14 protein-coding genes and 1 tRNA gene are annotated in these 13,732 nt (G+C 72.1%); 5 read left to right on the top strand and 10 right to left on the bottom strand.

The features are described 5' to 3' along the window. Nucleotides 1-5: 5 nt before the first annotated feature. Both nhaA and ACX1D3_RS06520 read right to left on the bottom strand, forming a co-directional pair. Nucleotides 6-1,280 carry a Na+/H+ antiporter NhaA gene (nhaA, locus tag ACX1D3_RS06525; RefSeq protein ID WP_458996178.1) on the bottom strand — a complete coding sequence of 425 codons (1,275 nt, stop codon included), beginning with the start codon at nucleotides 1,278-1,280 and terminating at the stop codon, nucleotides 6-8. A gap of 218 nt (nucleotides 1,281-1,498) precedes the next feature. After that, the gene (locus ACX1D3_RS06520; RefSeq protein ID WP_458996177.1) at nucleotides 1,499-2,095 is read right to left on the bottom strand and encodes a hypothetical protein; all 597 of its coding nucleotides are present in this window, start codon (nucleotides 2,093-2,095) and stop codon (nucleotides 1,499-1,501) included. Nucleotides 2,096-2,161: 66 nt separating this feature from the next. Between ACX1D3_RS06520 and ACX1D3_RS06515 the strand changes: the two genes are divergently transcribed. Next, nucleotides 2,162-3,352 (top strand): MarP family serine protease, encoded by a 1,191-nt coding sequence (locus ACX1D3_RS06515; protein WP_458996176.1) that lies wholly within the window; start codon nucleotides 2,162-2,164, stop codon nucleotides 3,350-3,352. Between the two features lie 39 nt (nucleotides 3,353-3,391). Here the strand turns inward: ACX1D3_RS06515 and ACX1D3_RS06510 are convergent. From ACX1D3_RS06510 to ACX1D3_RS06500, 3 genes are all read right to left on the bottom strand, one after another. After that, nucleotides 3,392-3,464: transfer RNA gene (locus ACX1D3_RS06510), tRNA-Ala, on the bottom strand. 80 nt (nucleotides 3,465-3,544) lie between these two features. Next, nucleotides 3,545-4,291 (bottom strand): hypothetical protein, encoded by a 747-nt coding sequence (locus tag ACX1D3_RS06505; RefSeq protein ID WP_458996175.1) that lies wholly within the window; start codon nucleotides 4,289-4,291, stop codon nucleotides 3,545-3,547. 84 nt (nucleotides 4,292-4,375) lie between these two features. Continuing rightward, nucleotides 4,376-5,674: a molybdopterin molybdotransferase MoeA gene (locus ACX1D3_RS06500; protein ID WP_458996174.1), complete on the bottom strand. Its 1,299-nt coding sequence runs from the start codon at nucleotides 5,672-5,674 to the stop codon at nucleotides 4,376-4,378. A gap of 18 nt (nucleotides 5,675-5,692) precedes the next feature. Between ACX1D3_RS06500 and ACX1D3_RS06495 the strand changes: the two genes are divergently transcribed. From ACX1D3_RS06495 to mscL, 4 genes are all read left to right on the top strand, one after another. Continuing rightward, nucleotides 5,693-6,274, top strand: a complete 582-nt coding sequence (locus ACX1D3_RS06495; protein WP_458996173.1) for a 5-formyltetrahydrofolate cyclo-ligase — start codon at nucleotides 5,693-5,695, stop codon at nucleotides 6,272-6,274. Between the two features lie 40 nt (nucleotides 6,275-6,314). Beyond that, nucleotides 6,315-6,587, top strand: coding sequence for an FmdB family zinc ribbon protein (locus tag ACX1D3_RS06490; protein WP_458996172.1), 273 nt, complete (start codon nucleotides 6,315-6,317; stop codon nucleotides 6,585-6,587). Nucleotides 6,588-6,641: 54 nt separating this feature from the next. Then, entirely contained in the window at nucleotides 6,642-7,262 is a 621-nt protein-coding gene (locus ACX1D3_RS06485; protein ID WP_458996171.1) for an SAF domain-containing protein, read from the top strand. Nucleotides 7,263-7,428: 166 nt separating this feature from the next. Next, nucleotides 7,429-7,797, top strand: coding sequence for a large conductance mechanosensitive channel protein MscL (gene mscL, locus ACX1D3_RS06480; RefSeq protein WP_458996170.1), 369 nt, complete (start codon nucleotides 7,429-7,431; stop codon nucleotides 7,795-7,797). 59 nt (nucleotides 7,798-7,856) lie between these two features. Here the strand turns inward: mscL and ACX1D3_RS06475 are convergent, their stop codons facing one another. The 5 genes from ACX1D3_RS06475 to ACX1D3_RS06455 are packed head-to-tail and all read right to left on the bottom strand — an operon-like array spanning nucleotide 7,857 to nucleotide 13,700. Further along, nucleotides 7,857-8,198 (bottom strand): hypothetical protein, encoded by a 342-nt coding sequence (locus tag ACX1D3_RS06475; RefSeq protein WP_458996169.1) that lies wholly within the window; start codon nucleotides 8,196-8,198, stop codon nucleotides 7,857-7,859. Beyond that, a complete protein-coding gene (locus ACX1D3_RS06470; RefSeq protein ID WP_458996168.1) occupies nucleotides 8,191-9,570 on the bottom strand; it encodes a UTP--glucose-1-phosphate uridylyltransferase in 1,380 nt (459 codons plus the stop codon). The genes ACX1D3_RS06475 and ACX1D3_RS06470 overlap by 8 nt, the downstream gene beginning before the upstream one ends. A 53-nt stretch (nucleotides 9,571-9,623) precedes the next feature. Then, entirely contained in the window at nucleotides 9,624-12,230 is a 2,607-nt protein-coding gene (locus tag ACX1D3_RS06465; protein WP_458996167.1) for a multicopper oxidase domain-containing protein, read from the bottom strand. Continuing rightward, the gene (locus tag ACX1D3_RS06460) at nucleotides 12,227-13,330 is read right to left on the bottom strand and encodes a DUF8744 domain-containing protein (RefSeq protein WP_458996166.1); all 1,104 of its coding nucleotides are present in this window, start codon (nucleotides 13,328-13,330) and stop codon (nucleotides 12,227-12,229) included. The genes ACX1D3_RS06465 and ACX1D3_RS06460 overlap by 4 nt, the downstream gene beginning before the upstream one ends. Further along, nucleotides 13,290-13,700: a hemerythrin domain-containing protein gene (locus ACX1D3_RS06455; RefSeq protein ID WP_458996165.1), complete on the bottom strand. Its 411-nt coding sequence runs from the start codon at nucleotides 13,698-13,700 to the stop codon at nucleotides 13,290-13,292. Before ACX1D3_RS06455 ends, ACX1D3_RS06460 begins: the two co-directional genes overlap by 41 nt. Nucleotides 13,701-13,732: the final 32 nt, after the last annotated feature.

Below are 13,732 nucleotides of genomic sequence, written 5' to 3'. Positions count from 1 at the left end.
GGGCCTCAGTGGTCGGAGACGTCCCGCGCGTCGCGGATGGGCGCGCTGTCCATGTCCGGGACGCCGTCCTCGTTCATGTCGCGGCTGCGGAGCTTCCGCGCGTCCCAGCGCAGGAAGACCGCGGCCAAGGCGGCGGCCAGGAGCGAGGCGAGGAGGATGGCCAGTTTCGCCCCTGCCGTGTGCCCGGCGTCCGGGAAGGACAGCTCGGCGATGAGCAGCGACACGGTGAACCCGATGCCGGTGAGGAACCCCACCGGCAGCAGGTCCCGCAGGCCGATGCTGTCCGGCAGGCGAAGCGGCGTGAGCCGGGTCACCAGAGCGGTCACGCCCAGCACCCCCACCAGCTTTCCCACGACCAGGCCCACGATGATGGCCGGCACCACCGGCTGCGCCAGCACGCTCGCCGGCCCGTCACCGTCGACCAGCGAGACGCCGGCCGAGAAGAACGCGAACAGCGGCAGGGCGATGCCGGAGGAGAACGGCCGCACGGCATGCTCGTAGTGATGCGTGCGGGTCTCAGTCTCCCCGTGTACGGCGATGGCGGGCACCATGAAGCCGAGAAGCACGCCGGCGATCGTGGCGTGCACGCCCGACGCGTGCATCAGCCCCCACGCAGCCAGCGCCAACGCCAGGAGGAGCCAGGGAGCCGGCTTGCGCGAGCGCACCACCACCGCGAACAGGGCGACGGCCACCAGAGAGGCGCCGAGCCAGATGAGGTCCAGGCCCGCGGTGTAGAACACGGCGATCACGATGATCGCGAGGAGGTCGTCGACGACCGCCAGTGTGAGCAGGAACGTGCGCAGGGCACGCGGCAGGCCACGCCCGAAGATGGCCAGCACCGCGATGGCGAAGGCGATGTCCGTGGCGGTGGGGATTGCCCACCCCTGCAGCGCGGCCGGGTCCCGGAGCGCGGTGACGACGGCCACATAGATGAGGGCAGGCACGATCATGCCGCCCACGGCGGCCAGGACCGGCACGGCGGCCTCCCTGGGCCTGCGCAGGCTGCCCGCGACGATCTCGTGCTTGAGCTCCACGCCCACGATGAAGAAAAACACGGCCAGGAGACCGTCCGCCGCCCACTTGGCGAGCGAGAGGTCGAGATGCAGGGCCTCGGGCCCGATGACGAAGTTCGAGAGCGACTGGTAGGCCTCGCGCCACGGCGAGTTCGCCCAGACGAGCGCCAGCACAGCGGCGATCAGGAGCAGTACGCCGCTCGTGGTCTCCAGCGTCACCCAGCGGCGCAGCCGGTCCCGGCGGGTCAGCTCGGACGGAGTGGTCATGGCTCTCCTTCGGTCATAGCCGTGGCGGCACGCGCCGACCACGACGTCGACCAGGCTTCCCGACACACCGAGGGCCAAACATACCCGAGAAAGAGTGGTGTGCCGAGCCGGGAGCGCCTCTCGGCGCGGGGCCGCTCTGAGCGGCTAAGTTTGGAGCCCGGGGCTACCGCGGCTCGGCACGCGACGAGAATACCCGTCGACGGCCGAGGGTCAAACACCTACTCCAATTCGCCGCTGCGCCAGAGGCGGGCGCTCCACGCCAGGTCCTCGGCGAGGTGCATGAGCCGATCGGTGGCCACGTCGTCGCCGGCCTGAAGGTTGCCGCGGCCGGCCGACACCACCCGGGCGAACGCCGCCGCCCGCTCCAACGCCAGGCCGAAGTCGCCGTCGAACACACCCCGGAGGATGTCGTCGGCCACGCGGCGCACTTCGTCGGGCCCGGTGGGATCCGCACCCGCGACGGCGTGGTTGGGCTCGGAGAGATGGGTCCCGGCGGAGTACTGGCGGGCCGCGCCGTCGGGATCACGCTGCACCCACTCCCGCAGCACGTACAGCCGGTAGAGCACCCCCGGCAGGGACCGCGCCGGGCGGGTGGACCACAGGTCTGCCAGGGTGGTGATCCCCACCTCGTCGACCACGTTGATCAGCCGACGGGTGACCTCCGGGTCCGTGCTGTGGCGGCCGGCGCCGAGCAGGGCCGCGGCGGACTCGTGGGCCGCGTGGAGGTCGGCGACGGGATCGACGCCCTCCCCCATCGCGTCGATGACCGACGGCTCCCGGAAGGCGGGGCGGCGAGGCTTGCGGGGCTCTGACACGTTCCCCAGGCTACGCGGCCGTGAAGGTGGCACTCTGGGAAGCGCCACGACCACACGGGAGCCCCCATGCACTGGATCCTCGACGCAGTCATCGTCCTGATGCTCGTCACGTACGCCGTGCGCGGGTGGCGCAGCGGCCTGGTCGCCGGCGCCTTCTCGCTCGCCGGCACCGTCCTCGGCATCCTCGGGGGCCTCTGGGCCGGCCCACGGATCGTCGCCGCCTGGGGCACCGGATGGCCGGTGCTGGCGCAGTCGCTGGCCCTCATCGGCGCGGCCTTCGTGGGCGCGGGCATCGGTGAGGGCGTCGTCGGCTCCATCGGGCGTCGGATCCGCGGCCACCGCCGGCCCCACGCCGTCGACGCCACCCTCGGCGCGGCCGGTGCGGTTCTGGTGTCCGCCCTGGTGATCGGCATCCTGGCCGCCGCCATCAAACCCATCGCCCCGCCCACCTGGGCGCGCACCATCGACGACTCGGTGGCGCTCGGCGTCATCAGACGGGCCCTTCCCGCGGAGGCGGCTCGACAGGCGTCGCGGCTGACGGAGGTGCTGCACGCCGCCGGCCTCCCCCGCGCGTTCAGCGGCCTCTTCCCCGAGCCCGAGCTCCCCGTCCCGGCCCCCGACGACGCCACCGCCCAGTCGGCCGGCGTGCAGGCCGCGGCGGGCAGCGTCCTGCTGATCTCCGCCGCGGTGCCCGAGTGTCGCGGCCCGCTCGCCGGCAACAGCGGCAGCGGCTGGGTGAGCGCCCCCGAGCGGGTGGTCACCAACGCCCACGTCGTGGCCGGCTCGGACGCGGTGGCCGTACAGGTGGCCGGCCAGGCCCTGCGGGCAACGGTGGTGGCGTTCTCCCCCGACCTGGACCTGGCGGTCCTGCACGTCCCGGGCCTCACCGCACCGCCGCTCGAACGGTCGGCGCCGTTGGCCCCCCAGGACCCGGTCGCGGTCGCGGGCTTCCCCGGGGGCGGCCCCTACACGGTCACCTCCGGCCGCGTGCGCGGCACCGTCGAGGCGCGCGGCGACGACATCTACGGGGCCTCCGTCGTGGACCGGGAGATCTACGCACTGCGCGCGCACGCTGAGCCGGGCAACTCAGGGGGCCCTGTGCTCAACGAGGCCGGCCAGGTGGCCGGGACGGTGTTCGCCATCTCGCTGGTGGACGCCGAGACCACGTACGCGCTGACCAACGCCCAGGCGGCCGCTGTCATCGACGGCGCCGCCTCGGCCACCGCCGAGGTCAGCACCCAGGGCTGCACCCCCTGACAGGGCATGAAAAAAGCCGGTCAGGTGACCGGCCCTAAGTGGAGCTAGGGGGATTCGAACCCCCGGCCTTCTCATTGCGAACGAGACGCGCTACCAACTGCGCCATAGCCCCTCAAAGCATCACGAATGCTAGCACCGAGCCGAGCCGGGGGCCAAGTCAGCCCCGTGGGAGGCGGCACCCAAGGGGCGGCGCTACTCGCCGATCGCGCGCGGGCGGAACGGGGCCTCCTCGGCCTCCGCCAACGCCGGCGCCGACGGGTTGTCCGCCGTCGGGATGACGGGCGAGGACGGGCTCAGAGGCGCCGACAGGTCGATGGTGCGGACCGTCCGCGGGAGGAGGGGCTGCTGCACGTAGGTGGGCGGCGCCACCGGGATGGGGTCCCACAGCGCGCCGAGCGTGGTGGGCATCGAGAGGTCGATGGAGATCTCGATGTTCTCGGTGGCCTCCCGGTCCGACAGGTCGATCGTGACCGTGTCCTCGTCCTCGGAGAAGCCGGCCTTGACGGCCGCGGACCGGGCGTCGAGGCTGCGGTGCATCGCCACCACCGAGATCCTGGCCACGCCGAAGAAGGCCACGATGAGGCCCGCCGGGACGAGCATGGTCCACCACGGTGCAGCACCGACCGCCGCCAGGACTCCAGCGACCGCCAACGCGGCCACGAGCACGGCCACCACCGCGAGACGACGGCGCGCCGCCTGGCGGGAGATGAGGCGGAGCTCCAGCAGGTCCGCCCGCCGGGTGAGAGGCGTGGACACCTCGACGCCGGTCTCGCTCTGCGTGTCGATCGCCTCGCGGTGGAGGATCCGGACCGAGTCCGAGAAGCGCTCCGTGGGATCCCCCTCCAGCTCCGCCTCCGCCGCCTGGGCGTTCATGACCCAGGGCAGGCCGAGAGCCAGGCCGACGACGACGACGATGGCGATGAGGATTCCGGCGAGCACGGGACCCACGTTAAACAACAACGCTGTGATTTACTCCCGCCGTCGCGGCGAGTCGGCGGATCACCCGTCAGGAAGTTCCGGGCGTCACTCCTCGTCGAAGAGCCATACCTTGACGGCTTCGCCCGCCCTGACCTGCTCCACATGCTCGTCCAGCACGATCAGGGCGTTCGACTGCGCCAACTCGGACAGCGCGTAGGTCTCGGTGACCTGCGAGACGTGGCGGATGCTCCCCTCCGTGGTGACCCGCCCTCGGAGCAGGTGCAGCTGGCCACGGTGCGAGCGCAGGCCGGTCGACGCGAGGGCCCGCACCGCACGGTGACCGGTGCGCGCTCCCATCAGCTGCATGATCAGCGGCCGTGCGAAGGCATGGAAGGAGACGTACGCGCTGACGGGATTGCCGGGGAGCATCAGCATCGGCACCCGGTCCTCACCGATGACCCCGAACGTCTGCGTGCGCCCCGGGGACATCGCGACGTTGACCGAGTCCACCATCCCCAGCTCCTCCATCACCGTCACCACTGCCTCGTAGTCCTCGCGGCGGCCGCCGGTGGTGGAGATCACCAGGTCTGCCCGGATCAGCTGATCCGTGACGGCCTCGCGAATGGCCTCGGGGTCGTTGGAGTGGACGGCGACGCGGAACACCGTCGCACCGGCGGCCTTGGCAGCGGCGGCGATCATGAAGGAGTTGGCGTCGGTCACCTCTCCGTGCTGCACGCTGCTCGTGGGATCGATGAGATGTTCGCCGGAGCTGACCACCACCACGCGGGGGCGGGGGCGCACCATCACCTTGTCGATGCCCGCGCTGGCCAGCAGCCCGATGGCGCGGTCGTCGAGCACGTCGCCCTCGCTGAGCAGCCGGGTGCCGAGGCGCAGATGCTCGCCCGCGGCCCGCACGTACTCCCCCTCGCTGACCCGTTCGATGAGCCGCACGCGCCCGTGCTCGACGGTGCCGAACGTCGCCGGCAGCACGGCGGTCGCCCCCCGCGGCAGGACGTCGCCGGGGGCAACGGAGGCCGCTCCCCCCTCGGGGAGACGCCCGACCCCGAGATCCACGATCTCGAGCGGAGGCGCCAGGTGGCCCTCGTCGTCGAGGAGTTCCTTGGCGCGCACGGCGTAGCCGGCCACCTTCGCGGTGCTGTTGGGCGGGACGGCGATCATCGAGTCGATGTCCTCGCACAGCACCTGGTCCCACGCCTCCAGCAGCGACATCCCGAAGGGGCGCAGCGGATCGACGAGGCTCAGCAGGTAGTCCGTGTGGTCCGAGACGCTGCGCAGCCCGGAGGCGTCGAGCGTTGGCGGGTCCGGAAGCCGTGGCTCCTCCACCACCACCGCTTCCTCCTCACCGGGGACGGGCTCCTGCTTCTTCCGGGCGAACCAAGCCATGGCGCCTACGATAGGCCAATGACCCTCTCGGCCCGCAAGGACGCGCTGCGCGCGAGGATCTCCGCCGCCCGGGCGCGGGTCACCCCCGAGCAGTGGCACTCTGACAACGCCCTACGCACCGCGCACCTCCTCGAGATGGCCGATCAGCTACCCACGACGACGGCGTCGGTCTACGCGTCCCGGGCCGGCGAGCCGGGCACGCGCGCGCTCATCGACGAGCTCGTCACGCGCGGTTGGGCGGTCCTGATCCCGAAGCTCACCCCCGGGGTCGCCTGGGCGAGATTCGACGGATTGGACTCGACCGTGCCGGGCTGGGGAGGCATCCCCAACCCCGTGGCAGCGCCCCTGGCACCCGAGGTGCTCGGCGAGGCTGGGCTGATCGTCGTCCCCTGCCTGGCGGTGGGCCCGGACGGGTCGCGGCTCGGGACCGGCGGCGGGTGGTACGACCGTGCGCTGCTGCACCGGGCGCCGGACACCCCTGTGGTCGCGGTGGCGCGCCACGTGGAGGTGCTCGACGACCTCGCGGCCTTGACCCTCCCCCACGACATCCCGGTGGATGGATACGTCACAGAGCGCGTTTCGGTCCGGTTGCCGCGCTGATCTACCATGGAGCGAGTCGTCTCCCACCGGAGGATCCTGTATGCCCACTTACCAGTACCGTTGCACCGATTGCGGCACCGATCACGAGGCCGTGCAGAAGTTCACCGACCCCGCGCTGACGGACTGCCCGGCGTGCGAAGGCGACCTGCGCAAGGTGTACAGCGCCGTGGGAGTGGTGTTCAAGGGGTCCGGCTTCTACGCCACGGACTCCCGGGCCGCCAAGTCCGCGGCCTCCGGCCCGGCCAAGTCCACCCCGAAGCCCGAGCCGGTCAAGGCTGCATCCGCGCCGAAGGCCGAGGCCAAGTCCGCCTGATCCTCCCGCTGTGGACAGCGGGAGATCGGCCCTGCGGCTGACGATCAAGGGGGCATGAAGCCCGTCCTCGCCCGCATCGCCGCGTTCGTCTCCTGGCACCGGCGCGCCTTCGCGGCGCTGCTCGCCGCCCTGTCCGTCGTCCTGATCGCCAACTGGCTCGCGGAGCCGGACGGCCCCGGCGTGCCCGTGCCGGTCACCGCCGTCGAGCTCGCGGCCGGCCACACGATCTCCTCCACCGACGTCACGGTGAAGGAGCTGCCCGCCCACCTCCTGCCCACTGGAACGACGCCCACGCTGGATCAGGTGGTCGGCCAGGTCACGGCCGTGGGGCTCGCGCCGGGCACGCTGCTCCAGGCCGGGCTTCTCGCCACCGGTCAGGGAGTGGCGCCCGGACGTGCCGTGGTGCCCATCTCGCTCCCGGACGATCAGCTGCGCTCGCTGCTCCGCCCCGGGGATCCGGTCACGCTGGTGGTCACCTCCGCCGAGTCGGCTGAGGTGCTGACGCGCGATGCCCGGGTGGCGGCCCTGCCCGCCGCCCCGGGCGGCTCGGCGTTGGCGGTCGCGGGCTCCGGATCGGACGGTTTGGTCCTCGTCGACGTCCCCGCCGGCGAGGCCCCCATGGTCGCGGCCCTCGGGCAGAGCGGACAGCTGAGCGTCGTGCTCGGCGCGCTCTAGGGGTATCCGGTTGCCCCTCTCCGGATGACCGGCTAGAGTTCCTCACGGCCTCTTGGCCCTGATCCGGCGCCCCCCAGCGCGGTCTGCCAACTACGGATCCCCCGTCGTCACCACCTCGTCGACGGGACATCTCCGCCCTGCGGACAACGAAGAGAAGGAGCACCTCGTGAAGGGCTTCAAGGAATTCCTGCTGCGCGGCAACCTCGTCGAGCTTGCCGTCGCATTCGTCATCGGCGCGTCGTTCGCCACCGTCGTCACCGCCTTCACCACCATGTTCATGGACGTGCTGGGCAAGCTCGGCGGAACCCCGGACTTCTCGTCCTGGAACCCCGGCGGCGTGTCCGTCGGCCCGTTCCTCACCGCCCTGGTGGCGTTCGTCATCGTGGCCGCCGTCGTCTACTTCGGCGTCGTCCTGCCCTACACCAAGGCCAAGGAGCACTTCGCCAAGGCCGAGGCTGAGGCGGCCCCGGCGCTGACCAAGTCCGAGGTACTCCTCGAGGAGATCCGCGACGCCCTGGTGACCCACCGCAGCTGAGTCACACCCTGCACGCACAGGGGCGCCGTCCGCATGGACGGCGCCCCTGTTGCATTCCCTCACCAGTGGGGCGGGCGGTCCTGGACGAGGCGGCGCTCATCGGGGTCGAGGGGGCGTCGCGCCGACGCGGACGGGGTGAGCCCAGTGAGGCCCAGCGCCCGACGGGCCTCCGCGAGGGCTGCGTCGAAGCGGGCGAACCCGAGGGCGCGCCGTGCTTCGAGGGGCACCGGGAACGGCCAGGGCTCGCGACGCTCCTGGCGCTCGGCGCGCACCGTGGCGAGCACCTCGGGGCTGTAGCCGAGGCCGGCCAGCTCGGCGGAAAGCGCGAGGGGGGAGCTCAGCTCCAGTTCCCGGCCGGTCAGCGCCAGGCCGATCGCCCGGGCAAGGGCCGCGTCACCCACCGAGCGTGGCGCCGTCAGGCACCGTCTGGGGCGATCCCTGGTCCGCCAACTCGGCGCTGCCCACCACCGTCACGCCTGCGCCGAACGTCCAGTCGCCGTCGACCTTGAGCGACGTGGCCCGGCGCAACGACGGGGCCACGGGGATCCGGGCGAGGAACTTGCCCACCTTCTTGTAGAAGCGCGAGTCGAGGCTGATCTCGGGCGAGTGCGCCGTGGTGGCCACGAGGCGGCCCTCGTCGGTGAGGTCGTAGACGTCCGATCGGAGCAGGAGCAGCTCGTTGGTGGTCTTGACCGGGAGGAAGCGGTCGCGGCCCACGCAGATGGCGGTGGCGCCCTCGAAGACCTCGATGGCCGCCCCCATGGCCGACTCCACCTGGATGACCGGCGTGGAGTCGCCGTCGGACGGGTCCACGGTCTTCTCGTTGCGGATGAGGGGCAGTCCGAGGACGGAGTTGCGCTCGGTGAGGGTGTCGCGGAGGACCTGCAGGTCGAACCAGAGGTTGTTGGTGTGGAAGAAGGGGTGGCGGTGTTCGTCGGTGAAGAAGTCCATCTCCTCCGGCGCCGTCTGGGCGGTGTCGCGGAGGATCAGCTGATTGTCCGCCTTGCGGACGGCGAGGTGGCCGCCCTTCTTGTCGTTGATGGTGCGCCGGCACACCTCGGCCGCATAGGGCGCGCCGGACCGGGCGAACCAGCCGGCGATCGTGGCGTTGGGCGCGGCGCCGAGGTTGTCGCCGTTCGACACGCAGGCGTACCGGAAGCCGTGCTCCAGCAGCTGATCCAGCACACCGGAGCCCTCGAGAGCGGGGTAGAGGTCGCCGTGCCCGGGCGGGCACCACTCGAGCGTGGGGTCGGCCGGCCACTCGACCGGGGTGAGGTCGTCGGCGCGCAGCTTCGGCTCCTGGTTCTGCATGAAGCTGAGCGGCAGGCCCTCAACCGGCAGCTCCGGGTAGCGCTCAAGATGGGCCAGGGTGTCGTCCTCGGTGCGGAAGGAGTTCATCAGCAGCAGAGGCAGCCGGGCGTGGTATCGCTCGCGGGCCGCGAGGACCTGCTGGGTGATCAGATCGAGGAAGTTGAGGCCGTCACGGACCTCGAGGAGGGTCTTGGCCTGGTCCAGGCCCATCGACGTGCCGAGGCCGCCGTTGAGCTTGATGATGACCGTCTTCCCGATGGCCTCGCGGGCCTCGGCCTCGGTGATGTCCACGTCCGCCAGCATCGGCGGGTCGAGGAGGGGCTCGATCGTGTCCTCCCGGATCACGCCGGTGGCACCCGACTCCAGGAGCTCGTAGAAGCGTGAGAATACCTCGATGGCCGGGGCAGCGACCCCTGCGTCGATCATCTTCTGGCGGGCGGCGTTGAGGCCGGCTTCGGACACAGCAGTTCCCTTCGTAGCGGTTCTCGACCACGATCCTAGGCCAGTGGCCGCGCTCAGGAGACCTCCACGATCCCGTGCGCACCGCGCTCGGCGTCGACCATCACATGGCTGACGACGGGGTAACGCCCCGGCTCGGGGAACTCCAGCTCGACGAAGCCCCCCTCGGCAGGAGCCAGCGCCAGCGCCTGGGCGCCGCCTCCGGCGCCGCCGAAGGCATCCATGCCGTCCTTGAGCAGGTAGCCGCCCTCGCGGTAGACGGTGTCGAACTGCCCGCCCACGATGTGGAAGCTGGTGGCCCGGTTGGGCCCGGCGTCCAGCACCCAGAAGCGCACCCGCTCCCCCACCCGCGCGACGAAGGGCTCTTGGTCGTACTGGTTGGCCACGCCGTTGAACACCACCCGGTCCGGCTGCTCGGCGGAGACGGCATCCGCGTCCACCTCGGTGGCGGCCTCGGCCGTGGCGGCGTCGTCGGCGACGAAGACCTCGGACTGGACCACCACGTACTCGCGATCCACCTCCGGCAGCCCGCCCTCCGGCTCGACGATGACCGCCCCGTGCATGCCGGCCGCGATGTGGGCGCTCATGGGCATCGTCGAGCAGTGGTACATCCACACGCCCGCCCGGCCGGCCGTGAACCGGTACGTGAGGCGCTCGCCGGGCGCGATGGTGCGCATCGGCCCCTCAGGGTTCAGCGCGCCCGCGTGGAAGTCGATCGAGTGGCCCATCGAGCCGTCGTTGATCAGCGTGATCTCGAAGGTGTCGCCCACCCGTCCGCGCAGCGTCGGCCCCACGCCGGAGCCGTTGAAGGTCCACCGCTTCTGCCACACGCCCGGGGCCACCTCGAGCGGCACCTCCGTGACGCGGAACTCGAAGCGACGCACGGTCTCAGCGGTCAACGGAGGGGGGACGGGGTCGACGATGGTGCCCAGCTCCGCGTCCGGGTCGCCGGCGGCCGCATGGCCGTGATCCCCCTCGGAGGGCTCGGCGGCGGGATCGATTGCCGGGGCGCCGGCCACCACCACGTCGAACGTCATCCCCATCTGCCGGTGCCCCACGACGGTGCACCACCCGGACATGGACTGGCCGACGACGCCCAGGTCCAGCTCGGCGCTCTCCCCCGGCGCGAGCCGGCCCGTGCGCGCGGAGCCGATGAGAAGGTCGTGGACCGTGGTGGGGTCCTCGTTGACGAGCTCGATGATCACCCGGTCCCCCGGCTGAGCCTCGACGCGGGAGGGCACGAACACCATGTCGCGGGCCGCGACCCTCACCCGCACCGTCTCGCCGGTGGCGGCGACGGCCGACGAAGGCGAAGCCGCCGTCCCCAGGGTGGCCACGCCCGCGGCGGCAGGGTCGAGGCCGACGCCCACGCTGAGCGCAATGGCCAACGCGGCGACCCCTGCCACGAGTCCGTCGCCGGTGAAGGCGCTGCGGCGCTCCATCAGCTCGGGGGCGGGTTCGCCGGCCGCGGCCCTGCGCCGTTCGGCGACGGAGGCCCGGATCCCGCGCACCATCAGCGGGAGGAAGGCGGCGAGGGCCACGAGCACCAGCAGCGAGACGGTCACCTTCACCCACCCGGGCAACGGCGCCACCCAGGCGAGCAGACCCCCGTTGATGACGACGAGCCGCACCGTGGCGAAGCGGTCGAACTCCGCGGCCCCCGCCCGAACCACGCGCGGGCCGCCGCCGATGACCGACGGCAGCAGGTACGACAGCGCGCCGGTGACCAGTTGGAGCAGGAAGCCCACCACCCACAGGGAGGCGAGCATCGGGTACCCGGACGCCAGCTCCACGTCGTCGGAGCGCCCGACGTGCACGGCGGTGGCGAAGATCGCCACACAGGCCCAGACGGCGCCGGCCAGGATCGAGGCGGCCGCGAATTCGCGCGGGGGCTTGGTGCGGAGAGGTCCGACGAGGCAGCGGCCCCACCAGATGAGCGCGCCCGCGTACAGCACCAGCCCTGCCACCGAGACGGCCCGGACCCCGGCCAGGGAACCAAGGATGACGATGCCGAGCGCGGCCAGCAGCACCGGCAGCACCTGCCTGGCGAGCCGCTCCGCCCGGTCGTCCATCCGGGTGCGCAGCACCGTCGGCCAGAAGGTGACGAGGGTGCCCACCACGGTCAGCCCGATCCAGCCGAGCAGCATCGTCATGGTGTGTGCCACCAGCAGGGCGGCGTGCCAGCGATCGTCAAGGCCCCAGGCCAGCGTCGCGCCGAACCCGGCGCCGACGGGAAGGCAGGCCGCGGCCGCGATGTAGTAGCGGATGCAGACCCGGAAGCGTCCAGGCAGGGCGCGCCGGAGGTCGCGCACCAGGACTGCGCCGTGCCACAGCACCGCCGCCGACACGACGGTGGCCCCGGCCGCCGCGAGCCACCACTGCGCCGTCGGCACGCCGACGAGCACCAGCAGCGAGCCGGCCGCCAACGCGCCGAGCCGAGTGTCGGCCAGGCGTCGGGCGGCGTCGTCGTCGCGGGTCTTCAGCAGCGCGGCGGTGAAGTGCGCGCTCCACACCATCACCGAGTGGGTCATAGCGCCCAGCGCCACGAGGTGCACCATCAGCCAGGTGGACTCCGGGATCCACCGGTGGGTCACGGCCACCACGACGGCGGCGAGCAGCCAGACCACCAGCAGGTAGTCCCTGAGTGACCGGCGCCGCCTCACCCCCGCACCGCCGATGCCACGACGGTCAGCGCAAAGACGAGCAGCGCCAGCACGCTCACGATTCCTCCGGTTCGATGCAGGTCACCGACGGCGAGGAGATCGCCGACGACGCGGGCGGTCATGCCCAGATGCAGCAGCCCCAGCGGCAGCCACATGCTGGGACGGTACGGCAGCGGGCGGCCGATGACCGCAGGGAAGATGGTGGGGGCATGGGCCATGATCATGGACACCCCGAACCCGAGGAAGACGCCGTGGATGGTGGCGTCGTAGTGGCCGCTCGCCAGGGGGCGCCCCACGACGAGCCAGATCAGGCCTGCCACACCCAGCCACACGTTGCCGGCCAGCAGGGCGGCGGCGTTGAAGCGGCGGAACCCGTCGGCGCGGATCATCCGGCGGCCCACGTCGTCGCGGATCAGCCAGGCGGCGACGAGCACGCAGCCCAGGCCCAGCACGCGGAAGCCGACGGGCGGAAGCGCCGTGGACAGTGCGGCGCCGGCGGCCACCACCGTCGCGAGGGCCAGGAGGGTGGGCACCGCCCGGGCGCCCATCGTGAGCTGGGCCAACTCCGCCCGCTCGGCCGCGATCGTGAGCACCACGAAGGCCACCAGGAGCGGCAGCGCGGCCGTGACGTCCGTGAGGAGCAGCGCTGTCGCGGCGAGTGGGACGAACAGGGCGCCCAGCGCCTGCGCCGCCACCAACGGCAGGGGCGCGCGGAACCACAGCGCGACCGCCACGGCCAGGAAGGCGAGGCCGCCGTCGAGGAGCAGCAGCTGGCCGAGCAGGGCCGGGGCCCCGGCGATCAGCGCCAGCGACCCGGCCCCCAAAAGGGCGGGCGCCAGGTAGGCGAGGTGGTTGCGCAGCGCCTGTGCGCGTTCGAGGGAGATGAGGGTGCCCATGAAGCCCAGCGTCATCGCGGGACCGTGGAGGTCTGCCAGCCGGTCCGAGCCCAGGGGTGCCCACACGCCGAGACGGAGCAGGCCGGCGTTGAGGCCGGTCAGCAGCGACACCCCGGCCAGCGCGATCAACGCGACGCGCAGCCTTCGCGTCGGGGCCGCCGGGTCAGTGATGGTGCGGGGTGCCGGCGGCGTGGTCGTGGTCATGCGTGGTGGTGTCGATCTCGGCCCACTCGTCGCCGTCGAGCCCGAGGGCAGCGGCTGGGAAGAGGCCGTTGTCCTCCTTGTCGATGTGCGCGCGCAGCGCGTCCTCGAAGGTGTCCATGAGCGAGTGGTCGCCGGCCGAGATGGCCGCCAGCAGCTCGTCGAGGGAGCGGTGCTCGCCACAGAGGGCATCGACGTGGCCCGCGAACTCGTCGCGGCGCTTCATCACCGTGAAGAGGCCCACCTCCTCGGACTGCGTGTGCGGCCCGAGGAGATGGGCGAGATCGCGGGCGCGCCCGGGCACGTCTCCACCGTCGGCGACGGCGCGGCGCAGCTGCCCGCACGCGTTGACGATCTCGACGTGCTCATTCATGAACCGGCCGATGACCGTGATCGAATCGCACC

The organism is Tessaracoccus yangjingae, assembly GCF_054483935.1.
This window is presented reverse-complemented; position numbering and strand designations above follow the sequence as displayed.

Coding starts and splice junctions, on each gene's coding strand:
- ACX1D3_RS06500 (WP_458996174.1), bottom strand. CDS start 5,674: ATGGCTTGGTTCGCCCGGAAGAAGCAGGAGCCCGTCCCCGGTGAGGAG.
- ACX1D3_RS06490 (WP_458996172.1), top strand. CDS start 6,315: ATGCCCACTTACCAGTACCGTTGCACCGATTGCGGCACCGATCACGAG.
- ACX1D3_RS06455 (WP_458996165.1), bottom strand. CDS start 13,700: ATGAATGAGCACGTCGAGATCGTCAACGCGTGCGGGCAGCTGCGCCGC.
- ACX1D3_RS06515 (WP_458996176.1), top strand. CDS start 2,162: ATGCACTGGATCCTCGACGCAGTCATCGTCCTGATGCTCGTCACGTAC.
- ACX1D3_RS06460 (WP_458996166.1), bottom strand. CDS start 13,330: ATGACCACGACCACGCCGCCGGCACCCCGCACCATCACTGACCCGGCG.
- nhaA (WP_458996178.1), bottom strand. CDS start 1,280: ATGACCACTCCGTCCGAGCTGACCCGCCGGGACCGGCTGCGCCGCTGG.
- ACX1D3_RS06485 (WP_458996171.1), top strand. CDS start 6,642: ATGAAGCCCGTCCTCGCCCGCATCGCCGCGTTCGTCTCCTGGCACCGG.
- ACX1D3_RS06495 (WP_458996173.1), top strand. CDS start 5,693: ATGACCCTCTCGGCCCGCAAGGACGCGCTGCGCGCGAGGATCTCCGCC.